17 protein-coding genes are annotated in these 24815 nt (G+C 38.0%); 2 read left to right on the top strand and 15 right to left on the bottom strand.

Going from position 1 to position 24815, the window contains the following annotated elements:
• Window positions 1–26: 26 nt before the first annotated feature.
• From NAG76_14540 to NAG76_14530, 3 genes are read right to left on the bottom strand one after another with little or no spacing between them, the layout of a single operon-like run.
• Window positions 27–2333 (bottom strand): DUF3488 and transglutaminase-like domain-containing protein, encoded by a 2307-nt coding sequence (locus NAG76_14540; protein ID URN96847.1) that lies wholly within the window; start codon window positions 2331–2333, stop codon window positions 27–29.
• The gene (locus tag NAG76_14535; protein URN93056.1) at window positions 2333–3574 is read right to left on the bottom strand and encodes a DUF58 domain-containing protein; all 1242 of its coding nucleotides are present in this window, start codon (window positions 3572–3574) and stop codon (window positions 2333–2335) included. Before NAG76_14535 ends, NAG76_14540 begins: the two co-directional genes overlap by 1 nt.
• Before the next feature lie 12 nt (window positions 3575–3586).
• The gene (locus tag NAG76_14530; GenBank protein URN93055.1) at window positions 3587–4543 is read right to left on the bottom strand and encodes a MoxR family ATPase; all 957 of its coding nucleotides are present in this window, start codon (window positions 4541–4543) and stop codon (window positions 3587–3589) included.
• A 1115-nt stretch (window positions 4544–5658) separates the two neighbouring features.
• Here NAG76_14530 and NAG76_14525 point away from each other — a divergent pair.
• Window positions 5659–6762: a hypothetical protein gene (locus tag NAG76_14525; protein URN93054.1), complete on the top strand. Its 1104-nt coding sequence runs from the start codon at window positions 5659–5661 to the stop codon at window positions 6760–6762.
• Window positions 6763–6836: 74 nt separating this feature from the next.
• On the opposite strand, the gene spoVAE is transcribed toward NAG76_14525, so the two are convergent.
• The 6 genes from spoVAE to NAG76_14495 all read right to left on the bottom strand — a co-directional run bounded on the left by spoVAE (window position 6837) and on the right by NAG76_14495 (window position 15399).
• Window positions 6837–7187 carry a stage V sporulation protein AE gene (spoVAE, locus tag NAG76_14520; protein ID URN93053.1) on the bottom strand — a complete coding sequence of 117 codons (351 nt, stop codon included), beginning with the start codon at window positions 7185–7187 and terminating at the stop codon, window positions 6837–6839.
• Window positions 7188–8204 (bottom strand): stage V sporulation protein AD, encoded by a 1017-nt coding sequence (gene spoVAD / locus NAG76_14515; protein URN93052.1) that lies wholly within the window; start codon window positions 8202–8204, stop codon window positions 7188–7190.
• 1 nt (window position 8205) lies between these two features.
• Window positions 8206–8700 (bottom strand): stage V sporulation protein AC, encoded by a 495-nt coding sequence (gene spoVAC / locus NAG76_14510; GenBank protein ID URN93051.1) that lies wholly within the window; start codon window positions 8698–8700, stop codon window positions 8206–8208.
• A gap of 863 nt (window positions 8701–9563) precedes the next feature.
• Window positions 9564–11270, bottom strand: a complete 1707-nt coding sequence (locus tag NAG76_14505) for an ABC transporter substrate-binding protein (protein URN93050.1) — start codon at window positions 11268–11270, stop codon at window positions 9564–9566.
• A 57-nt stretch (window positions 11271–11327) separates the two neighbouring features.
• Entirely contained in the window at window positions 11328–12899 is a 1572-nt protein-coding gene (locus NAG76_14500) for a response regulator (GenBank protein ID URN93049.1), read from the bottom strand.
• A gap of 157 nt (window positions 12900–13056) precedes the next feature.
• Window positions 13057–15399: a glycoside hydrolase family 95 protein gene (locus tag NAG76_14495; protein URN93048.1), complete on the bottom strand. Its 2343-nt coding sequence runs from the start codon at window positions 15397–15399 to the stop codon at window positions 13057–13059.
• A 489-nt stretch (window positions 15400–15888) separates the two neighbouring features.
• On the opposite strand from NAG76_14495, the gene NAG76_14490 reads away from it, so the two are divergent.
• On the top strand, window positions 15889–17094 hold the full coding sequence (locus NAG76_14490) for an MFS transporter (protein URN93047.1): 1206 nt from the start codon (window positions 15889–15891) through the stop codon (window positions 17092–17094).
• A 120-nt stretch (window positions 17095–17214) separates the two neighbouring features.
• Here the strand turns inward: NAG76_14490 and NAG76_14485 are convergent, their stop codons facing one another.
• The 6 genes from NAG76_14485 to NAG76_14460 all read right to left on the bottom strand — a co-directional run bounded on the left by NAG76_14485 (window position 17215) and on the right by NAG76_14460 (window position 24731).
• Window positions 17215–17529 carry a phage holin family protein gene (locus tag NAG76_14485; protein ID URN93046.1) on the bottom strand — a complete coding sequence of 105 codons (315 nt, stop codon included), beginning with the start codon at window positions 17527–17529 and terminating at the stop codon, window positions 17215–17217.
• Between the two features lie 205 nt (window positions 17530–17734).
• Window positions 17735–20464: a hypothetical protein gene (locus tag NAG76_14480; GenBank protein ID URN93045.1), complete on the bottom strand. Its 2730-nt coding sequence runs from the start codon at window positions 20462–20464 to the stop codon at window positions 17735–17737.
• Window positions 20465–20475: 11 nt separating this feature from the next.
• The gene (locus tag NAG76_14475) at window positions 20476–21315 is read right to left on the bottom strand and encodes a carbohydrate ABC transporter permease (GenBank protein ID URN93044.1); all 840 of its coding nucleotides are present in this window, start codon (window positions 21313–21315) and stop codon (window positions 20476–20478) included.
• Between the two features lie 19 nt (window positions 21316–21334).
• On the bottom strand, window positions 21335–22210 hold the full coding sequence (locus NAG76_14470; protein ID URN93043.1) for a sugar ABC transporter permease: 876 nt from the start codon (window positions 22208–22210) through the stop codon (window positions 21335–21337).
• 69 nt (window positions 22211–22279) lie between these two features.
• Window positions 22280–23584: an ABC transporter substrate-binding protein gene (locus NAG76_14465; protein ID URN93042.1), complete on the bottom strand. Its 1305-nt coding sequence runs from the start codon at window positions 23582–23584 to the stop codon at window positions 22280–22282.
• A 232-nt stretch (window positions 23585–23816) separates the two neighbouring features.
• A complete protein-coding gene (locus NAG76_14460) occupies window positions 23817–24731 on the bottom strand; it encodes a helix-turn-helix domain-containing protein (protein ID URN93041.1) in 915 nt (304 codons plus the stop codon).
• Window positions 24732–24815: the final 84 nt, after the last annotated feature.

The following is a 24815-nucleotide window of genomic DNA, read 5'->3' as shown; positions in this document are numbered from 1 at the left end:
AATATAGCGAAATGACTACTAAAATTTCAAGAATACCAATTCTTTTTCAAATGTTTAATAAGATTTTTCACTTCAGACAACTGTTTTTCGTCAATTACTTCACCACTATAATATGCCTTCTCATAATAATGTAGCAATTGTTGTAAATCTTTCCTCCAAGTTGCTGAGCCAAAGTTCCAATTCGATACAGTTTCACGTAACGTAGCATTGTTAATTTCCGCTAAACCATTTCGATAGCAATAGTTAATAAAATCAGTCGTCTCTATAATAACTCTTTCGTTCATCGTGTACTTTCGATATCGTATGAGATTCACGACTTGAAGAAGCTCCATTCGGTATTTCACACCAACAATAATAACTACTGCAGCTAAAATAGTTATTATTGCATATTTGATCGAGTTTACAAAACCATTTTGTTGTTGAGCCATATCATCTGTATCTAATGGTGTCTTAACTAAATCTAGTGAATTCTCCAATGGATTAATATTATCGTCTACATACGTATATGGAAAAGCAAATCCAGGTGTAGGTTCGAACGCAATCCAACCATAGCCTTCAAAATACACCTCTACCCATGAGTGAGCATCCGCATTTCGTACTGTATACGTACCAGATGTGTCTAAATTTTCGATGTCTGGTATATTGGAATACTGATATCGATCCCTCATGGATTGATCGCCTACTCCCGATGAGAAACCTTTCACCCATCGCGAGGGAATGTTTAGTGTACGAGCCATAATTGCCATTGAAGTTGAAAAGTAGTCGCAATACCCTTCCTGTAATTCAAATAAAAATTGATCTACGAAGTCTGGACTTTTTCCCGTCAATTTCGTCTCATCTGGAGTATTCGTATAATTGTACGATGATTTCAGATGCTGTTCAAGGAGTAACACCTTCTCGTAATCACTACTAGCATTTGCAGTAATCTCATGTGCTAATTGAGAAACTCGATTTGGAATTGATGGTGGCAGAGAAGTATAATTTTTCATTGCAGTCTCATCTGCTATCGTGGCAGTTGCTTCAGACAAAGCTTCATGGTCGATGACAATAACCTCGGACTCCACATTATAGGTTGAGATTCTCCCAACTTCTGTACTATCTCCTTGTTGTTCAATACGCCAATCATAATGTTTCCATGTAGTCCCATCAAGTAATTCACCTGCTCCTACCGTTGTAATTTCTATCACATCAGTAACTTCTTCATTAAGGTTTACTTTGTCCCGATAAACAACCTCTACTATCTTCGAAGCTTGACCGGCTGCAAATAATACTGGTAGTGGTGCTTCTCTTACAAAATTATATTGCTGCTCAACAGTAACAGTTTGTGCTAAGGGACGTTCTTCAGCTGTAAGTGCTTTATCAACTCGGATAATTTCAGACGAATCACTACTATTGGAACTATTGGACGTATCGTACCAGCCTGTGCCATCGTAATAATAACGAGATTCTCCACGCCAATAGCTCTTATGTGTCGTCTTGACAGTCATAATTGGCGAATAATCAAATTCGAAACTTCCACCAAGCTCTGAATCCGTTCTACTATAACCTGATGTCCTTGAGTTTAATGATGATCCATCCAAACTAGTACTTATGTTTCCATTATAGCCTTTACCCAAACCGTTACCTATCACAACCTTTTCACCACGCGAATGCTTCCATAGTGCATATGGATCTTCTAGTAAGGGTGGCTTAGCTGGCAAATTCATACCAATGATAAGTAACATCCCGATAACGATAATCATCGGAGCAATTATAGCTAGCGGCCGATAGAATATCAGTTCGAAACTATTTGAACTTTTCTGCTGTAAATGATGAAAATGAATGATTGAATGCCATACAAGAAATAATACAACGATCAATGCAATTTCCAGCGATAACTTTAATGGGGAATATGAATCCTTCACGCATAAAACTAATAATGAAAATGCAAATAATATATACAATCTCTTTTTTGTTGTAATCCAAGCACTAAATATCATCTGTACAACAAACACAGCAAGGGCAATTTCAATAAATGGGTGCAGACTTTGTACAAAATGCCAAATCCGTGGCCATAGTGTAATATCTTCTGCAATTGGAACAAAGCGATGCTTTCTGATTAAAAACACGATCGGAACAATTGCTATGAGATCAAGTAAATACAAAACGAACCTTGGTAATCTTGTACTTCCAAAAAAGTGAATTAGACTTGTTATGACAAGTAATGTCCATATGATTTGATAAGTATCATTCCACCAATAACCACGAAAAACACTAATCACATTCACAATCATCAACGCAACGAGTAGCGGAGTCAGACGCTGCAGCCATAGATAATGACCCTTCACATTCATCACGCCCCACTTCCTTCTAAGCTTTCGAATGTTGTTTCCCATTCATTGATTTCTATAACTTGATATCCTTCTATACGAAATGCACTTATCGCTGCTATCGCTTCCAGCTGTTCTGCAGCTGTCGAATGACTAGCAATATAGAACAACGTAGATTCACCACGAATTTGCTTGAGTGAAGTTAATAACTCTTTACTAAGTTCGAAAGTAACAATAAATAGTACATTATTACCTTGCAAAGCTTTCGTCCTATTATGTAGCAACTGACTAACTGGTCTCGTTGCATCCGAATCTACTGTCATTAGATGATTCATCATTTCTACATGGTGTGCCATGCCAGTACTAGGAGCATTATAGAAGTACTGTTCTCCTACAGACAATAAGCCAATCGCCGAATCATTTTTCATGCTGTAATCTAATATAGAAGCAGCCATTGATACTGATATTTCAAATCTTTGCTGTAATCGCTCTATGTCTTTAGATGAAGAGGGTTTTACATAACGATCTAAGACAACAATAGATTTCTTCATCGCTTCTCGCTCAAAATCCTTTGATTTCCAAGAACCGGTTCGTGCGGTGGCAGCCCAATGAATTTTACTTAATCGATCCCCATGCATATACTCTCTAATACCGTTTTGCTGTGTAGACTCTTTCGTATATTTAGAAAACATATTGGAAGAATAGATACCTAGATGAACGCGAAGTAATTCTGTCCATTGTTTTGCTGATAACGTTTGTGGAAATACTTGAATCGTGTTATTGATATAGATTTCTCTACCATGTGATTTCAGACCAAATGCATCGTAACTTAAGAATGACGTTGTAGCAAACGAATACTGCCCTCGCTTCAGATGAGGAATAATGTATTGCCACTGATCTTTATTACGGAACCCAGGGACCATCGTCCCTTCATATAATTGCTTCGTACCATCATGTCGAATAAGTTTTTCACTCACTATGACATATGGCATAAGCATGAAACGCGGAAATTGAGCGCTGAATGTGATTTGCAGGGAATGCCCTGCCACGATCTGAGTCTGTTGTCGATGATGTCCTTCATAGCCGATCAGTCGATGACCATGAATATGACGAATTCCACCCCAATAGCCAATAAATAAATAGACCAAAAGCACATTCAATATGCCAAATAGCATGAGAGAAGTTTTTCCGCCTTGAAATAAAAAATAGAACAGACTACAGACATAGAGCACGATTAAACCAATCCAGCTTCGTTTACTATTCATCCGATTGCCCCCTTATCTCTGGACAAACAGTGGTACATCGACAGTAGTAAGTATTTGCTCTAGTACTTGATTAATATTGACGCCTTGCAGACGTGCTTCCATACTTAATAGAACTCGATGACCAATAATATGAGGAAATAATAGTTTTATATCATCAGGTAGCACAAAATTTCTTTGATGTAAAAACGCTCTAGCCTTCACTGCTTTAGCTAAGGAGATAGAGGCTCTTGGACTTGCTCCAAGCATCAAGTAAGGATGATTTCTTGTCGCGCTAATAAGCTTGATCATATATTCAGCAACAACATCATCTAAATGTACCTGTTGAACTAATTCTCGAATTGCAATAAGCTGCTCGATATCCATTAATGGCTTCAAATCATCAGCGGGATGAATGCGATTTGTATGTTGAATCATTTTTTGCTCATCCTGTGGCAATGGATAACCAAGACGAAGCTTTAGCATAAATCGATCTAACTGAGCTTCTGGCAATGTATATGTTCCTTCAAATTCAATCGGATTTTGAGTGGCTAGCAATATAAATGGTTCAGGTAGCTTGTGTCCTTCTCCGTCTACGGTCACATACCCTTCCTCCATTGCTTCTAGTAAAGCAGATTGGGTCTTCGTTGTTGCTCTATTAATTTCGTCAGCGAGAAGTACATTCGTATGTACAGGACCACTTCGGAAAACAAATTGCTGCTGTGCGGGATGGAAAATGGAAACTCCTGTGATGTCTGAAGGAAGTAAGTCGGGGTTACATTGAATTCTACGAAATTGACCGCCTATTGTATTAGCAAGTGATTTTACAAGTTGAGTTTTACCCGTACCAGGAACATCTTCAAGTAATATATGTCCTCCAGCGAGTACTGCTATAAGTAATCTCTCAACTTCTGATTCTTTTCCTAAGATTGCTGATGATAACTGATGAAGTACTTTATGACATAATTGCATCGCAATTGACGAATCTCCCATAATATAACCTCCCAAAACTTTTTATTATCCTCTTGATAATCAGTCTCGCAATGTGGAGTGATAAACTATGATGTTATTTTCTATTATAAGTGATGCCTATTCGGAATCCTATTAATATTCGGTGAAAAAGCTAAAATTGTAAAAGTTTACAAAATTATAGCTGTATATTTAGACATTATATATATTACTTCTATATAAATGTAAACGCTCGTCACATCATGAATGTTTCAGTCTTGCTAAACTTCATATTCGATACCACCTAATCTACGTAAGTATAATCATCGTTATCAACGCCCGCTTTTTGAACTTCCCATTAAAATAAAGGTTCAAAAAGTGGGCGTTCAGAATCGAGAAGATGACCCACAGCGGAAACGAGTAGCACAGCGTACGTTTTGTGTACGTGAGCACACGCAAGCTTCCGATGGGGGGCATCTTCGACGTCGACTAAGCTACGAAGTCAATCATCGTTATCAACGCCCGCTTTTTGAACTTCCCATTAAAATAAAGGTTCAAAAAGTGGGCGTTCAGAATCGAGAAGATGACCCACAGCGGAAACGAGTAGCACAGCGTACGTTTTGTGTACGTGAGCACACGCAGGCTTCCGATGGGGGCATCTTCGACGTCGATTAAGCTACGAAGTCAATCATCGTTATCAACGCCCGCTTTTTGAACTTCCCATTAAAATAAAGGTTCAAAAAGTGGGCGTTCAGAATCGAGAAGATGACCCACAGCGGAAACGAGTAGCACAGCGTACGTTTTGTGTACGTGAGCACACGCAGGCTTCCGATGGGGGGCATATTCGACGTCGACTAAGCTACGAAGTCAATCATCGTTATCAACGCCCGCTTTTTGAACTTCCCATTAAAATAAAGATTCAAAAAGTGGGCGTTCAGAATCGAGAAGATGACCCACAGCGGAAACGAGTAGCACAGCGTACGTTTTGTGTACGTGAGCACACGCAGGCTTCCGATGGGGGGCATCTTCGACGTCGACTAAGCTACGAAGTCAATCATCGTTATCAACGCCCGCTTTTTGAACTTCCTCTAATAGGCACACATTTATGCCTTGATTAATAGACTATTCTATCCCAACTGCCTAGAAAGGTGCGTGAGTCTTTGACACAACTACATTACTTCTTATCGGGTAATACTTCACGAGGTCATATTAGTCTCATTCCAGAAACGATGAAACAATTACAGTACTTAATTATAATTGATGGTCCTTTCAGTTCTGAAAATGGTGAGATTATGGATCGGCTTCATGAACAATTGAGCAATAACGAATTGCTCGAACTTCAATTGGTTCATCATCCGTCATCACCACAGCAATTACAAGCAATACTATTGCCACGATATGGATTAGGTATTATTAGTTCTGCACCTCCATCCATGATCGAAACGACAGATTATAAAGGTTCGATTATAACTTTGAATGTATACGACTTTTACAATTTAGAAATAATCGATCAGCATAGAGCAGCAATAGATGCACTTGGTGAACAAATCTATAAAAATCATCAACAAGCATATCGTAGCTATGAACAAGCATTAGTTATTCATGACGAATGGGAAAAAATATATATCGACGCTATGGATTATAACAAAGCTAATCAATTTGCCGATCAGTTAGCCCAAAAATTATTCCCTACACTCGGAAATCAGCCATCTTCAACACCGATTCATCGTTTTCTTGGCGCCGCAACACCTGATGGAGCAATAGATTACGTCCCTGTTTTAACAGAGGGATTGACACGTTATTTCATAAAAGGCAGACCAGGTTCTGGCAAATCAACCTTACTCCGCAAACTTGTTCAAAAAGGAATCGATCAACATTATCAGCTTGAAGTGTATCAATGTGGATTAGATCCGAACAGCTTAGACATGGTCATCTGCCGAGAATTAGGTTTTGCAATCTTTGATAGTACCGCACCTCATGAATACTTCCCTACAGAAAGCAATGATCATATTATTGATATGTATGAACTTTGTATTACCGCAGGGACGGATGAGAAATTTGCATCTTCACTACAAGAAATATCAACTCGTTATAAACTTAAAATGACTGAAGGTAATGTCGCATTAGCTTTAGCAAAACAATTTCAGCTCGATCGTGCGACGTTAACGAAACCCGCACTCGATACGGAAGGAATACAACAGTTGGAACAATTGATACTGAGAAACGTCGAAACTCTTATCGGATTTCAACATGGTGTACTTTAAGTAAAAAAAGGCTTCGTCCAAATTGCGCAGCATAACGCGAAATTTGGACGAAGCCTTCTACAATATTGCTATAATTATCCTTTTGGTTTCACAAATAGTGCCGCTAAGAAGGAGAATATAATCGCAGCTGAAATACCGGCACTCGTTACTTTGAATATACCAGATATAACGCCGATCCACCCTACCTCAAATAACTCAGTTAATGCACCATGTACGAGCGCATTACCAAAACTCGTAATTGGGACGGTTGCTCCTGCTCCTGCAAACTCAACTAATGGCTCGTACCAACCAAAACCATCTACAATAGCACCCACTACAACGAGTGTTGCCATCGTATGAGCAGGCGTTAATTTCATAACATCAAACATCAACTGTCCAATTACACAGATCGCACCACCAACGACAAAAGCCCAAAAATAGATCATTTACTCTACCCCCATTCCTTTTAATGCAACGGCATGAGCAATACAAGGAATTGTATCACCTTGTTGGAAGGAAATCGGTGACATCAATGCACCCGTTGCTACTACGAGCACGCGTTTTAATTTACCTTCTGTAAGTTGTTGTATAATTTGACCATACGTAATGACAGCTGAACAGCCCGCACCTGACCCCCCAGCCTGTACATCTTGTTGTTCTATATCGTAGATTCGAAGACCACAATCATCAAAAGAAGTTTGATTGATCGGTACACCTTCTTTCAGTAATAACTCTTTAGCAATGGGATGCCCAACACTCGCTAGATCACCAGTAATAATTAGATCATAATCTAGGGGAGATCGATTAAGATCATTGAAATGAGCGATGATGGTATCTACCGCAGCTGGAGCCATAGCCGCTCCCATATTGAATGGATCAGTAATACCTAGATCAATGACCTTACCAATCGTAGCCGCTTCAATAATAGGTCCCTTTCCTTGCAAACTAACAATCGCTGCACCTGAGCCAGTAATCGTATTTTGTGCTGTAGGCGGTTTTTGAGCTCCATATTCCGTTGGATAACGGAATTGTTTCTCTGCAGTAGCATTATGACTGCTTGTAGCAGCCATTCCATATTTTACAGCACCACTACTTACTAGCTGTGCTACGATTGCTAGTGATTCCATTGATGTAGAACATGCACCAAAAACACCTAAGTAAGGGATAGCTAACTCCCTGGCAACAAAACTATTCGTTATGATTTGATTAAGTAAGTCTCCGCCTACATAGATTTGTAGATCAGATGAATCTAAATTTGCTTTCGATAGTGCTTTTTGTGTCGCTTGGTTAAGCATTAAACGTTCAGCTTTTTCCCATGTCTTCTCATTCATATCTAATTCAGGATGGATCACATCGAAAGTATCAGCAAGTGGTCCTAGACCTTCCAGAGGTCCTACAATTGTAGCTGTGCTAATAATCTTTGGCGCTTTCTCAAACCACCAAGACTGCTGTCCTCGCAACATATTAATGCCCCCCTATACCTAGTACAATATAGGCAATCCCCACGAAAAATGCTGCTACTGTCCCGAATACAATAACTGCTCCTGCAAGCTTGAACATATTACTTCCGACACCAAGTACTAGACCTTCGCTACGATGTTCTATGGCAGCTGATGCCATTGAATTTGCAAATCCAGTAACAGGCACTGCAGAACCTGCACCCGCAATCTGTGCAAACTTGTCATATACTCCGAGCGAAGTCAATATAACCGATACGAGAATTAATGTAGCTACAGTAGGATTACTCGCTTCTTCTGAAGTCATTTTGAAGAAGTACATATATAGTTCTGTGACACCTTGACCTAGAGTACAGATCGCTCCACCGATGAGAAACGCCATCAAACAATTTTTTAGCACTGTACGTGGAGGTTCTTTTGCTTTGGCGAAGCTTTGATACTCTTTAGAACTCATATTCGACTTAGAATATTTTGTAACAGTTTTTTTACGCTGTTTGCTCATATTAATCCTCCTAAAACTTTTCATTTCGCTACTCATAACAACTTCTTTGTTAATGAAAAGTTACTTCGAAAGCATAAACATAACTTTTCATTTCGCTCCTTTGAACAACTGCTTTGTAATGAAAAGTTGCTTCGGAAGCATAAACCAAACTTTTCATATAACTCCACTCAAGCAACCTCATTGCAATGACCTACGATTAGTTATATTGTTTACAAAATTACAAGTTCTATGTAAATAAATTTAACTGACTTACCAAATGAACTAAGATTTGTCTACAAGTTCGCTTCATATTCGATGTGAAAAAACTACGAAGCTAATCATCGTTATCAAAGCACGCTTTTTGAACTTCCTCTTTCAATCGTGGTTCAAAAAGCGGGCATTCAGAACCGAGAAGACGGAGCGCTACTTGTGAAAGGAGGAAACGCAATTGTACGTTATTGGTACATGCGTACCTTCAATGTTTCTGCAAGAAACATACATCGGAAGCCTATACTTTACTTCCCAAGTTCGCTTCATATTCGATGTCGAATAAACTAAGAAGCTAATCATCGTTATCAATGTCCGCTTTTTGAACTTACTCTTTCAATCGTGGTTCAAAAAGCGGGCATTCAGAACCGAGAAGATGGAGCGCTACTTGTGGAAGGAGGAAACGCAAATGTACGTTATTGGTACATGCGTACCGGACTTCCCAAGTTCGCTTCATATTTGATGTCGAATAAACTAAGAAGCTAATCATCGTTATCAAAGCCCGCTTTTTGAACTTCCTCTTTAAATAAAAAACTGCTGAGAGGTATTGATGGATTGACCACCCTTACCTCTCAGCAGCTATAATTTATAAGTTCATCTATTACTATTAGATTAAACTAATTAGACCAAATCTCAATACGATCTTTAATTAGTTTAGAATATTCATCCGTCATCATACTTACTCCGGCTTTCTCAAGTTCAGCTAAAAATTCATCATAAATGATATCAAACTCAGATGGGTCAGCAACAATCGCTTGTGGAATATAGTTCTTTATCAAAGCTTGAGCTTTATCGAAAATGAAATTTGCATCAGACTCTGCGTCAAAATTAATTGTCCAACCTGCACCATATGCACGTTCTGAAAACTCTTTAGCAGTAGGCCATAGATCTTTATACGTTGTAGCATCGTAAGCAGCTAGCGTTTTCTTATCTGCGTCAGTGTAAGCTGTTACTATTTGATCAGAGAAGTTAGTCGTATAAGGATTACCAGAAGGATCTAGAACGCCATCACCATAACGGGCAGACATCCAATAGTTACCGATACCAGATTCTTTTCGGAAGTTACTTGCATCATTTGTTCTAATATTTTGAACTTCATCAGGAATCGAACGTTTGCCGTTATCATCTACAATATAGTGAACACCTTCAATACCCCAGTTAACAAGCACTTGACCTTCATCTGAAGCTAAGTAATCAAGATATTTAATAATACGAACTGGATCATTAGCATCAATGGTAATACCAATACCATATCCAGCAATGTAACCAGTACCTTGGAATGATGCAGATTTATACGTTTCATCTAATGTTACAGGAAAACTTGCATATGTTGAATCCAGTTTACCTTCTGCTTTCAAAGCATTTTCTGCTACTTGATAATTCAAAGCTTGATCGATTAGGCCAAGTACGCGACCAGAAGCAACTTTAGCTTGATAATCATCATTTTTTTGTACGAAAGATTCCGGGTCAAGTAGACCGATATCATTCATATGATTCAACCAACGGAAGTATTCTCGCTCTTCTGTACGTTGGTAATGCATCATAACTTCATAATTTTCTTGATTCACATAGAACTCACCATCATCTGGTGCGCCTGTTGCATAGAATGCAGGGTTCGTCACAGAAATAAAAAACTGCGATTCTCCACCGTTCAAGGAAAGACCTATACGAGATTGACCATCTTCGGTTTGTGGATTCTGCTCAATATAAGTTTTAATTGCATTTTCATAATCTTCCACCGTATTAATTTGCGGGTAGCCTAGAAATTCTAATACTTGATGCTGTAGCTGGAATCCACCATTAGCTTCATAATCAGTTTGATTAACACCATCAAGTGGCAATGTATAGATAGAACGGTCAGTAGCACTGTATTCAAGGCGATCAAGATATTCGCCATAAACCTTCATAAGATTAGGTGCATGTTCTTCAAGCAATGGACGAAGGTCAACAAGTGCGCCAGCATCTACCAATTGACTCGTATTATCATTTGGTATTACTAGATCTGGATACTTATCATTTTCAACCATTAAAGCGAACATATCTGCATCAGAACCATCAACTGGGAAGTCTATTTCTACAGTTACGCCAGTTTTCTCATAGATTGCTTTACCAACTTCGCTTTGCATCTTATCCCAATCAGGATTCACATCAGCAGAGACAAGTAGAATGGTAAAAGGTTCATCCGTTTCTTCACTTGCAGCAGAGGTACTGTTCGTTGTGACAGCATTATTAGTGCTGGTGCTGATACTGTTACTACCACAAGCTGTTAACATTAACATCGTCATCATTAACAACAAGCTAAGTCCCTTTGAGACTTTCTTCATGAATTACTGCCTCCCATTTATCTGTGAGTATTATATTACGAATGAGCTCTAATATAATTATTGATCAGTTGATGATATACTTAATGGGTTCGGCTTATACGCAGATGGTGAAACACCCTTATACTTCTTGAATTTACTATGGAAATAATCTACATTAGCATACCCTACTCGCTCCGCCACTTGATGTACTTTGTAACCTTCTTGAAGCATCACAATGGATTGTTCAATTCTCACATTATCCAAATACGTATTAAAACTGACACCAGTATGATTTTTAAACATCTTACCTAAGTAGCCACTATTATAATTAAATAGATCAGCCATCGTCTCTAATCGTAGCGGTTCAGCATAATGTCGATCAATAAAGTCAATCATTTGTTTAATCACCGTCGTATTTGTGCTTGCTGTTACGGTTAAGCAATTCATTAAAGAAGTTAATTGGAGTTTCAATTGTTCTAACATCAGCTGATAATGATGAGTCAAATAAAGCTGTGTAACAAGCTTCAAATCTGCTTCAAGTAGTAATTGTGGATGCATCGCAGAAATTCGTTTTATAGCCATCGTTAACAACTGGGCCCAACTAGATTTCATTTGTTGCTCCGTATCACAATAGTTTCTCAATAAATCAGCTATTTGTTCAATAAGTTCATCCAGTCGCGTTTTGTTTCCGAGATCCATCACATAAAATATTTTTTGAGACATCTGATCAATAAATACCATCAATGGAAGCTTAGGCTTGTCATCATCATGAGCATGAATAATATCAGTTAGATTAAATAACTTATTAGAATTCATAAAGAAACGATTTTTCAAAGCACTTTTCAATTGAATAACTTCTTCATACAATGCTACTAAGTCCGTATGTGTAGATGTCATTACTGCTACAAATTGTGCTTTATGATTACATGAAAGTTCAATAATATTATTCAAATGTTCTTTCTTCGCCTGATTCATCGTGCTCTGACTAATTATTATGCCAATATAAGTATCTGTGGAGAATACATATCCCCAAGTCTGGTCTTCAATAAAGATAGAAAGTTGTTGTTTAATCGTATTACGAGTTGTGGTTGAAATCTCACGACTATATGTATCAACCAAAACAATATTCGCTTGCAAAAATGGATGCGTAAAAAGACGCTTCCAATGATCTATACTTAGCTCTGCTTCCTCCAGCTCATGTTCTACAAAATCTTTCAACCATTCTTCACGAAGCAATGCTATTGTTTGTGAACTAACAATGGGTGCTTGCTGTAATTGATTCAGTTCTTTGCTTGCCTTCTCAATATACATAATTAGCTCATGCTCATCTATAGGCTTCATTACATAACCGTCTACTTTATAACGAATCGCTTGTTGAGCATATTGAAATTCGCCATAGCCACTCAATACTAAAATTCGTGAATTAGCGCCCAGTTGTCGTAGTTCTCCAATTGCTCTAATGCCATCCATGATTGGCATACGAATATCAATGAGTATAAGGTCGGGAAAATGCTCTTTATATAATTCAATGGCTTCGACTCCATTGCTAGCAAGAGCAACTACTTGAAAACCATACTCATTCCACTCAATTAATGATTGCAAGCCTTGTCTAATCATTGGTTCATCATCAACAATCATCACTTTATACATCTAGTTCTCCTCCAAGTTGCTTGTATATCTCGTTGTGATTAATCTATATATACTAGTCCAATATCTTAAACAATCAACACTATCGTATCATAACATACGTTGAACAAAACGATAACCTAAATCCAACCTTGCTCTGTCACTGCTTTCCCTTGAGATTCTAACCTATGTGAACTGTGTATCGACTACCTGCAGAAGTAGAAATCAATTGCTCTGCTGAGTAGGTCTGGTCTGTTGCTTCATCTATAATAATAATGGGTTGGTTGTATACCACTCGTAGCGGTCGACCGTAAAGCGACTCTATCGATGCTGCTAGTAATTGTCCATCAGTCCACTTCAAATCCACCGTAAATCCTCCACGTGCTGTTAATCCGTTAATCTCACCAGTTGCCCAAGCTTTCGGTAATGAAGGAAGTAGTTGTATCGTTCCTAGATGACTTTGTACTAAAGCTTCAACCATACCGGCAGTCCCTCCAAAGTTACCATCGATTTGGAACGGTGGATGTGCGTCAAAAAGATTCGGATATGTGGATCTAGCTAACAATGTACGGATGAATGAGTAGCATTCCTCAGGCATACGAAGTCGTGCATACAAATTAATAAGCCATGCACAGCTCCAACCTGTATGACCGCCACCTTGTGATATTCGACTAGCTAAAGATTGCTTCGCTGCTTCAATAAGTTCAGGTGTATTAATAGAAGTTCCCGGATGCAATCCATATAGATGCGACATATGGCGATGACCTGGCTCTTGCTCTGTAAAATTCGTCGACCACTCTTGAATATGACCCGCTTCGTTAATTGTCAGCTTCGGCATTTTTGCTAATGCTTGTTCAACTTTCGAGCTAAATTGTTGATCGATATTAAGAATATAAGTCGCTTCAATAATATGTTGGAACAATTCAGAAATCAAAGTGATATCCATCGCAGAATTTTCCGCGACACTACTAATGTTGTTATTATCATATATAAATTTGTTCTCTGGCGAAGTAGACGGACTTACCTTCAAATTACCTAGCTCGTCCTCCACTAGCCAATCTAGACAAAACTGTGCTGCACCTTTCATAACAGGATAAGCACGCTCAGCTAAATAGGTCGGATCTGGATGAAACAAGTATCTTTCCCACAGATGTTGCGTTAACCAAACACCACCCATTGGCCAAAATGCCCAGCTTGGATGACCTGCAGTTGGAGAAGTCATTCTCCATATGTCTACATTATGATGAGCTACCCACCCATTTGCATTGTAATGTATACGTGCGGTACGAGTGCCAGTCACTGTTAATTGTTCGACCATTTGTAACAATGGTTCATGACATTCACTTAAGGAAGTTGACTCGGCTGGCCAGTAGTTCATCTGAGTATTAATATTTGTTGTATAATCACTATTCCATGGTGGTTGAATTCGATGATTCCATATCCCTTGCAAATTAGCTGGCTGCGTACCAGGTCTAGAACTAGTTATTAGTAAGTATCTTCCGTAATGGAAATACAAACTTTCTAATGCCAAATCTTGCTCGCCTAGCTTATATCGTTCTAGTCGTTGATCCGTGGGTATCTCAAGCATCAATTCATCTTCTTCTAATTGAAAATTAACTCGATCGAATAAACGCTTATGTTCAGAAATATGGGAATGAAGAAGTTGATCATACTTCAATTCCGAAACAGCTGCTAATTTCGCTTTATTTGTAAGTGAAAGCTCGTCGTAATTGTGATGAGGTTGCTTATCAAATCCATTAAAACTCGTTGCGATTGAAATAACGAAAAGTACATTAGTCGCATGGTGAACAGTTACTCTGTCTTCATCCACGATAACTGCTCCATCTGTGAGAGCTTGCAATTGAGATTGATATATTATTCCATATTCCTCTTCATATTGCACCGCAAATGGATGATCCTCAAAATAATTATCAGCAATATGCATTGGACATTTACTGTTCACAATAAGACTCTCATCTTCAACGATAACATTAGATGGATGAGGAAGATCAAAGCTTGCTTTCAACGAAAGTTTAGTATCGCCTTGGGAACGATAAGCAATAAATAGCACATCATCCGTTGCACTTACCCAAGCTTCACGAGTATAAGTGTTATTTCCATTAACAACTAACGTTGTCGCAACAGCGGTTGATAGTTCTAAGCTACGCTCATATTGAACAACATCACTTGGTGCATTCAACCATTCAATATATAGATCTCCAAAAGGTTGATATGCTTGGCAATTTACGGCTAGCATCTTATTTTCGATGAGCGCTTCGGCTTCAGAATACTTCCCTTGCTGGAGTAAATCACGTGATGTTTTCAAATGACGAAGTGCCTCATAATTATTCGTGTCCCTTGGAAAACCTGACCATAACGTGTCTTCATTCAATTGATATCTGTCTTTGTTCACATTGCCAAACACCATTGCACCGATGCGACCATTACCGATAGGCAGAGCTTCTTCCCATTGAGTAGCAGGTTGTGCATAATATAATTTAGTTAGGGATGTATTGGTTATCATAGTTATCACAAGCTCCTGTAGAATATTTTTGTTGATATGTCTAGAACATAAAATAACCTCAGATCAATAGAATCCGAGGCTGTATGTGTTAACCAGTTAGTAATGCCACTTCTGGTAAAAATGAATGCGTTATCATATGATTTATTTTACAATAACATATCAGATTACATTTGTGAGCATATTATGGAATTTTTGTTATTCACACAAAGAATTAATGTACTTAAGACTATTTATTGAGACAATAAGAGGTTATTAACGTAATAATAGCGATGCCGTATAAAACAAGTGAAATGATAGTCACTGTTCTTCTCTTCATCAATAATCCCCCCTCTCTACTGTTTGCTTATTATATGCTTACCGGTAGAGTATAGTTCTGTTGCAATATTTACCTTTCGACTATTGCAATGATTATGCAGAAAAAGTCCATGCTATCAATATCAAGTCATGCGGTTACCTAATTTCAGTTTTTACATCATTTGGAGGTTTATTATGGCTTTATTATTACGTAATCGTGGGTCAATCCTATTATTAATGATCAACATTTTTATTGTCTTTGTCGGGATTGGACTAGTCATCCCAATCTTACCCAAATATATGGAGCTATTGCATATAAGCGGTAGCCAAATCGGACTTATGGTTGCTACCTTTTCAATTTCTCAACTCATCTTCTCACCGATTGCTGGTAGAATTTCAGATCGTCTCGGCAGAAAACCGGTCATTATTACCGGAATGCTTGTTTTCGCATTAGCTGAATGGATATTTGGAGCATCTAATAATATACCCTTACTATTTATTGCACGAGCGCTTGGAGGAGTGGGTGCTGCTTTAATAATGCCAGCAGTACTTGCTTATGCGGCTGATGTTACAACTAAGGAAGAACGCGCGCAAGGAATGGGCTTTATTAATGCTGCAATAACAACTGGCTTCATCATCGGACCAGGTATCGGTGGATTCGTAGCCCAATATGGCGTAAGAATTCCATTCTATGGTGCTGCAATTGCTGGACTAATCGCTGCAATAATTACTTTTATATTTTTACCTGCTCGAGTAGAAATTGCTGATAAAGATGTCGCAGAATCATTACCTGATGATAAAGCTTCCATACCGCTTTGGAAACAACTTGCACTTTCAGTAAAAGAACCTTACTTCATGAGTTTAGTCATTATTTTCATCGCATCGTTCGGGCTTGCAAATTTCGAGACGGTCTTTACACTATATGTTAATGACAAATTCGGATTTAGTACCGTCGATATCGCATATATTATTACATTCGGCTCAATCGCTGGCGCCGTCATTCAAGCTACCGCATTTGGCGCCATATTGAACAAATTTGGTGAATTCAAAGTTATCACTGCCTGTCTCTTTGGATCAGCCTTATTCATTGTATTAACGCTATTTGTCCATAAATACTGGCTTATATTCGCAGTAACTTTCCTTGTATTTTTGGCAATGGATATTCTTAGACCCGCTTTAGGTACATTGATGTCGAAGATGACTACGAACGAACAAGGTTATGTTGCTGGTTTAAATTCAGCTTACACAAGTCTTGGTAATATTCTTGGTCCAATTATTGCTGGTATGCTGTACGATATTAATATTGATTATCCTTATCTTTTAGCAGGCGTCGTCTTATTCTTATGCTTTATCCTTTCAGCTACAACTGGGCGTAAATACTTGACTGCACCTTCAAATTAATGGTGTTTTGTAACTTCGATCAAAATAGCCGAAAATAGAATTAAGCATATGAAGCAGCACCTCCAATCGTTAATTACTCACTAACGAATGGAGGTGCTGTTTTCTATGGCAATTATTTTATTAGATCTGATCAGAATCACTGTTAGAATCTTTTCCTTTTTTATGTTTCCACTGGCGATATAAATTGTAAATAAGGACGGACATTGCCGACACTAGAACACCTTGAATAATACCATCAACGATGGACGGAGTCATTGCAATACCTGCTAAAATGCCTACTACCGTATTAATATAAGGGATTAGCCAATCAGGCACTTTCGGAGTGGATTTCATCATCCATCCTAGAAACAACAATGTAGGAACAACAATTAGCATCTCTGGTTCAATATATTGCTTCACAAGAAGGTATATCTCATTATCGAAAATAAATTCCATTGCGCTCACCCCCGATGAAAAATTTATGCATTAATCATACATAATAATATATTCATAGATTGTGAGAATGAACGGGGCATTACCTAGCTTGTCTGAATAAATATTGTCTAATTACAAAAAAACAGTTGCCGAGTATTATTCAGCAACTGCTCATGATCTTTTGCATGTTAAGCATTACGCTTCATATAGTTATATTCTGTAATCTTTAAGCTTTAATCCCGTTATGAATAAGTTCATGTACAATTTGTGTAGCAATAGGTTGTTGTCCATACGTATTAATTAGTTTCCAAGTTGTTAGAATCAGATTGGCATCTCCACTTTTCTTAGCGATCATAGATCCACCAGCTTGACCAATCCAACCTTGGAAATATCCAGAAATCACTTGAGTAGATCTAGGGATATGGTCGTTACCAAACATATATACGATTCTTCCCATGGTTCCACCTAGTTTGTTGTAGTTACTGAACGGAATAATGTAATCAGGATATAATCCTTCCACTTCCCAGCCCATCTCTTGCTTCAGAGGAACATTCTCAAAGAAGTCTACATCTACATAGTTAAAGGAAGATGTACGATCCCAGCTCTCGCCCTTTACCAATTCACGGAACGTAAATTGACCTTTATCCGCGATATGATCACCCTGTTCAGCTAAGAAAATAACTTTTCCACCGTTATTATAATATGTCTGAATCGTAGCATCGTAGCTCGCTGATAATACAATTTGAGCGGATTCCATAGAGTCTACCAGTATCGCGCCATGTTCAACTAGAGATTGGCCAAAAGCAGCTGGTAACTGATAAGCATGCACCTTTACATTAGAGAGTTTCTGAACCGGTGATATCGTTAATTCCTCTTCATTTTTCGCTAAGACAACTCCATTACTAATTAAGCTCAGTTGTAAGGAATAGAATCCTGCCTCTGCTACGTCAGGTGCGGAAAACATTATGACGTTTTCTAACTTCACATAAGTGTTATTTCCTTCTTGAATGGCAATCGAACCTGCGATGTCTGTTCCCGGAATTTTCCAATGCAATACTCCATTTAAGCTTACTTGATCATGATTGGATATAATAACATCTATAACTTGCTGCTGACCAACTTGTAAGTTATGGTTCAAGCCGTCAGCCATAACGATTATTCCACCGTTAAAGTCCGCTGCATGTTCCATTCCATATTTTAAGTTGCGCGTGTAATCTAACCAACCGTTAGTTTCCCACTCCACATCGGTAAATTCAGTTACAACGTAACCATTAATGCCAGGATGTTTGCGCATCTCTTCAATTAATGATTTGACAGCACGATACATTCTTTTCTGTGACGCTATTGATAAATTCTCCATATCACCAAATACACGATCCAGTTGATATTTCTCGAAATTAGCGAATGCATTAGGCGGTGATTTGAAATCTTCGCGATGTGTGTCGTCACCTTGATTATTAAACCAGAATGGTTCTTCGCCGTAATGTGCCTTTAACTTCTCAACGCTAGGTAATCCCCATACACCGAATTCTGAAATGATAATCGGCTGACCATCTGGCTTATATCCTTCTACATAGTTCTGCTCAGGGTGACCAGCCATATAATCGTGAATATCTTCTTTCCACTCATTAATTTGTTCCGGTAAAGCAAAGTATCGATGGTAATCATTCACATCAGTTTTAACATGAATCCAACCAGAGTTATCGCAAATTAGACGAGTTGGATCTTGACACTTCACATCATAGTACATTTGCTGTACATAAGCTTGCTTATCAAGGTCATTGGCCAAATCCCATTCTAGTCCCCACTCTTCATTATATAGTGACCAGATAATAATTGAGGGATGATTCATATCACGAGCAATCATGCCATTCAGCTCACTAGTAAAACGAGCTTTACTTTGATCGCTCCACTTCACCGTATTTGGCGGTTCAGCCCAAATCAATATTCCCATAGCATCCGCCCAGTATAAATAGCGAGGTATTTCTACTTTTATATGTTTACGTAATAAGTTAAATCCCATTTCTTTAGCGAGTTTAATCTCATTCTGCATCCATTCATCTGAAGGAGCCACATAGATAGTGTCTGGATAATAGGATTGATCTAAAGCTCCGCGAACAAATAGTGGTTTATTATTTAATAGCAATTGACCTTCTTTGAAATCAATTTTACGCATTCCAAAATAAGTCTCAAACTCGTCTATTACTGCACCGGTTTCATTGTCGAGAATTTTTACAACAAGGTCATACAAATTCGGTTCCTCAGGACACCATAATTTCGCTTGTGGAATCATGATTGTTATTTTACTATTCGCTTGCTCAATTGCATGAGTAGTCGTTGCCACAATTTCCGAACGATCTTGATGTTCGTAAATTACATATTCCACACTAATATCCGCATCGCCAATGTTGTAAATCGATGTCTGAACTTGAATCTCATTCACATCAATATTGGGATGAACATGGACTTGTTGTACGTACTGTTCATGACGAAGTTCAATATACACTTCCTGCCAAATACCACTAATACGCGTATACCAACTTCCCTGTTTCCCAATAGGTATCTCTGCATTATCTTGAGGATCATATACCCTCACCGTAATCGTATTATCTACGTCCCACTCTATCGCATCCGTAATATCGAATGAGAATGGAGTAAAACCACCTTCGTGATCGCCAATATACGTATCATTAATCCATACTCTAGCTTGAAAATCTACCGCACCAAAGTATAAATGCGTACGTAATTGACTATCGTGTTGCTTGATCTGAAACTTTCGTTGATACCAAGCTACTCCACAATATTGCACATTCGCTAAGTCCGTTTGCCAAATATGAGGAACATTGACTTCAGTAGAAGTTGGCAATCCATTACGTTGCCATTGATTACTCTCACCAATGTCTTTACTATCTATTTGAAACTCCCAAGATCCATTAAGATTATATTGTTGTCTCATAATATCCTCCGCTATTTAATTCCTGTCATGGAAATTCCTTTAATAATATTTCTTTGGAACAATAAAAATACGATTAGCGCTGGTAAACTAGCTAGAACATTCGATGCCATAGGTACTGCCAAGTCTGTGGCAAATGTACTTTGGAATGTTGGGATACCTACTGGTAGTGTCATCATCGATGTTTCTTGAGCTACTAACATTGGCCATAACAAGTTATTCCAAGAAGAGATGAAAATGAATATCCCTACAGCAGCCATTGAGCTAGTTGATAACGGCCATATAATGGACCACCAAATACGGAATGTTCCTGCACCATCAATTCTCGCTGCTTCAAGCAATTCATTCGGCAGTTGATCGATAAATTGTTTCAGTATTAGAAATGCAAGTGGTAACATCATTCCCGGCCAGATCAATGCATTATAACTATTAACCCAACCAAGATCGGCGATCATCTCGAATAGAGGAACGACGATAGATTCCATCGGAACCATCATACCGGCAAGAATAAGTGCAAATACGAATGTTTTACCTTTGAATGGGATACGAGATACCGCATACGCTGCCCATGAACTTAATACTATAGTAATCGCCGTCTGTACTAATCCTACTAATACACTGTTGAGTGTCCAACGCCACATCATAGCTGTTCCATCTGGTTTCAGTACTCGTGCGAAGCTTTCCAATGTAAAGGGTGGTGCGATCAAATTTTTCACAACAGTAACAGTAGATCCTGGTTCTTTGAACGCAGACAATACCATCCATATTAATGGCAATAACATAATAGCTGCGAAGAAATACGCAAAGAAGTAAGACATGATTCTACTTAACTTGCTTCGTTGAATTATTAGCACTTCATTCAACCTCTTTTCCTTAATCTTTCATCAAAAACTTAAATTGTATCAGTGAAATAAATGCGATTGTTAAAAACAGTACAAATGATACCGCTGATGCATAACCCATATCCCATTGTCTAAATGCGATTTGATAAATATAGTGTACGAGCGGAGTTGTCGTAGTACCTGGACCGCCCTTCGTTATTAACCAAGTTTGACCAAATAATTTAAAGGATGCTATCGATTGCAAAATAATAACTAGAGCTGTTACCCCTTTTAATGAAGGCATTGTAATGTACCAGAACTTTTTCCAGCCACCAGCGCCATCAATATCAGATGCTTCATAAATATCTTCTGGTATCTCTTGTAATCCAGCTAAAAATAGCATCATATTAAATCCAACAGTCCACCAGATGGTAGCAATGAGAATTGACATCCATCCCATTTCCCAGCTTCCTAAGAAGGATATCTCTTTCATTCCAAGTGATCTTGTAATCTCTGAGATTAGCCCAGTTCGAGATTGTAATATAAACATCCAGATACTACCCATAACCGATACAGATAACATAAAAGGCATAAAGTATACTGTTCTTAAAATGGTTGTACCTTTTAATTTCATATTTACTAATAAAGCTAGTATAAGACCGAGAACTACGATTGCCGGTGTCGATATAACAATGAAGTAAATGGTATTTCCAAATGATGACCAAAACTTCGGATCAGATAACATAAATGAATAGTTATCCAAGCCTACAAAATTCTGCTTGCCACCAAAAATTCCGCTATTAAAACTAGAAATAAAACCTTTAAATATCGGATAAATCCAAAACCATACATACAAAATCATAAACGGCGCCAAAAATATAAGAGCAGCCATAAGCGATTTATAAGAACGGAGTCTTGTAAGTTTCAATGATATCTCACTCCTTTAAAGGAATGGTGTGAATCGTTATAACGCTTCACACCATTCGCATCAACATAATTATTTATTCAATATTGTTTCTGCATTTTTCTGTGCTTTTGCTAGACCATCTTCAACAGAAGACATACCATAGTTAATTTCAACTAGAGATTCTAGGATTGTATCTTCAATTGAACCAAGATTTTGTAATTTAGGTCCATATACAACATCATTAATTACATCAGCATAAGATGAACGGTATGGTAATGATGTATAAGCTTCAGATTCTAGTACCGTAGTTTTCACTGGAACGTGACCAGCAACTGCCCACATGTGTCCATTAGATGCTAACCAATCAGCAAATTTAACTGCTGCAACTTGTTTTTCTTTATTATCTTGAGTAGGAACAAACACCGTATGAGAATCACCCCATGCTGCAGGTTGAGCAAACAATTGTGGGAATGGAACTGCTGCAAAATCAAGATCTTTATTCGTTTCAAAGTTACCTGTAGCCCATACGCCTGAGAATGTTACAGCTGCTTTACCAGTTTTGAAAATATCGTAACTTTGATCGCCGATATCAGGAAGCGCTAAACCTTCATCAATCCAAGATTTAATAAGTTCCATAGCTACTTTTGCTTCAGGTGTATTAACTGTCGGTTGACCGTCTGTGAATACGCTACCACCTTGTTGGTTAACAAGTGCATACCAGATCCAGTACGTGAACACATTATTACTACCAATGATTAACGGAGATACATCAGCAGGAAGTGTCTTTTTCAATGCTCGAAGCATTTCTGTGAATCCTTCAGCAGTTTGCTCCATTTTAATTGTGCCATCTTCGTTAAGAAGACCTGCATCACTCAAATGTTTTTTGTTGAAGTACATAATAACAGCATGAGTGTCCAATGGTACTGCATAGTGTTTACCATCAATCACTGTTGCTTGTAATTGATTCTCACTGAAAGTAGACCAATCAAGACCTGCTTCAGTTGCCAAATCATCAAGTACTGCAACCTTCTCAGTTGGCATCAAGCTAGCTAGCTTAGATACGTGAGCTACTGCTACATCTGGAGCAGAATTAGATACTAGTGCAGTTTGCAATTTAGGATAATAGTTATCCCAGTTACTATTCATGAATTTAACATTAACTTCTGATTGTGATTCGTTATAAGCTTTTACCATGTTTTCCATGTACTCGCCATCAGTTCCACTGAATGGTACCCAGAAATTTAAGTCTACAACTTCAGTCCCTGAATTAGTTGAACCTCCTCCACCATTGGAAGTGCTTTCATTTTTCTTATTACCAGTATTTCCTGATGAACATGCCACCAACGTTAAACATAGTACTAACAACAACGCTACTGTCTTATTATACTTTCTCATTCTAACTATTCCCCCTAGAAGTAATCAGTTTTAAGTACAAAAACATTGTAACATGAAATATTGTTTTATATCAAGTAAAATTGTAATAAAGATATAAATACGCTTTTCCCTTCTGTATTAACAGGTTTTCCGACATAAAAAAATAAAACAACAATATTTGGTAGCGTTTCCTACCGATTATTGTTGTTTTATTACTATAAAAGTTGTTATAAAAAACAAAAATAAAGTATCACTATTCGTTGTGGCGCAAGTTCATAATAATTCCTTGACTATAGTTTCCAAAGCTATGACCAAACAGATTTAATCCGCCCATATTGACAGCATCCTGTTTCACGCCAATTCTAAATGAAACATATGGCTTTACATTTAGATTCAAATCTTGAACTGTAACATTAGAAATCAAAGTACCATCTACAAAGCTACCTCGTTCATTGATTTTCCAATGTTTTAGCAAACCATATTGAGTAAAATACGTTTGCCACCAGTCAGGGGTATTAAATCCTCGAAGTCCACCAAAATCACTTGGAGAAGTCCATGTGCCTATTTCGATCTCATTAATCCATACTGTAATATCCGAAGGCCAATCTAGTTTGTGGTATGGAGCTTCCGAACATATTTCTGCACTAAATTCAATTTCCTCAGATATTTTGCCGTACGGAATACGATTAGGGAAACGATATTCTACATACCCTTGTCTGAAGTATAAGAGTTGCGCTTCTTTTCTACCTGGTTCGTAGAATGATCTAGGGTCATCTTGCAAGCCAATGTAATCATTAACGCCAACTAGACCACAACTAGGCTCAGCTTGACATTCCACATATTCACCAATTGGCATATCTATCTTAATATTATTTTTCCCTGTTAATTTATCTTCGGTAAATAAATCAATTATTATGCGATCAAAAATTTTTGTATTTACTTTTTGTGTACCTCTGCCTGGTATAAGTTCAGTAGCTATTAGACCAACATCTTCTAATTTTTTCACATTTACCGCAGTTGATGAGAAAGGTATTCCTAGCTTTTCAGATAATTCATTCACATTATGAGGTCCAGTGCTAAGAATTTTCAATATGTTCATCCGCTGCTCGTTACCTATTACTTTTGCAAATTGGATGGCTTCCTCCATATTAAGTTGAAGAATTTTCAAACAGTTAACCTCCTTATAGCTCTTCAATTTTATCCTTATACTTATTGATATGTAATTTATTCATATCCTCAAGCATCTATCGAT

Origin of the sequence: Candidatus Pristimantibacillus lignocellulolyticus (assembly GCA_023639215.1) — a bacterium.
Taxonomy (GTDB): domain Bacteria; phylum Bacillota; class Bacilli; order Paenibacillales; family Paenibacillaceae; genus Pristimantibacillus; species Pristimantibacillus lignocellulolyticus.
Note: the sequence above shows the minus strand (reverse complement) of the source record. Positions and strands in the feature narration are given on the sequence as shown.

Bases quoted from the DNA above. Each gene is read 5' to 3' on its own strand.
- NAG76_14540 (URN96847.1), bottom strand. From the start codon at position 2,333: ATGAATGTGAAGGGTCATTATCTATGGCTGCAGCGTCTGACTCCGCTA.
- NAG76_14535 (URN93056.1), bottom strand. From the start codon at position 3,574: ATGAATAGTAAACGAAGCTGGATTGGTTTAATCGTGCTCTATGTCTGT.
- NAG76_14530 (URN93055.1), bottom strand. From the start codon at position 4,543: ATGGGAGATTCGTCAATTGCGATGCAATTATGTCATAAAGTACTTCAT.
- spoVAE (URN93053.1), bottom strand. From the start codon at position 7,187: ATGATCTATTTTTGGGCTTTTGTCGTTGGTGGTGCGATCTGTGTAATT.
- spoVAD (URN93052.1), bottom strand. From the start codon at position 8,204: ATGTTGCGAGGACAGCAGTCTTGGTGGTTTGAGAAAGCGCCAAAGATT.
- spoVAC (URN93051.1), bottom strand. From the start codon at position 8,700: ATGAGCAAACAGCGTAAAAAAACTGTTACAAAATATTCTAAGTCGAAT.
- NAG76_14505 (URN93050.1), bottom strand. From the start codon at position 11,270: ATGAAGAAAGTCTCAAAGGGACTTAGCTTGTTGTTAATGATGACGATG.
- NAG76_14500 (URN93049.1), bottom strand. From the start codon at position 12,899: ATGTATAAAGTGATGATTGTTGATGATGAACCAATGATTAGACAAGGC.
- NAG76_14495 (URN93048.1), bottom strand. From the start codon at position 15,399: ATGATAACCAATACATCCCTAACTAAATTATATTATGCACAACCTGCT.
- NAG76_14490 (URN93047.1), top strand. From the start codon at position 15,889: ATGGCTTTATTATTACGTAATCGTGGGTCAATCCTATTATTAATGATC.
- NAG76_14485 (URN93046.1), bottom strand. From the start codon at position 17,529: ATGGAATTTATTTTCGATAATGAGATATACCTTCTTGTGAAGCAATAT.
- NAG76_14480 (URN93045.1), bottom strand. From the start codon at position 20,464: ATGAGACAACAATATAATCTTAATGGATCTTGGGAGTTTCAAATAGAT.
- NAG76_14465 (URN93042.1), bottom strand. From the start codon at position 23,584: ATGAGAAAGTATAATAAGACAGTAGCGTTGTTGTTAGTACTATGTTTA.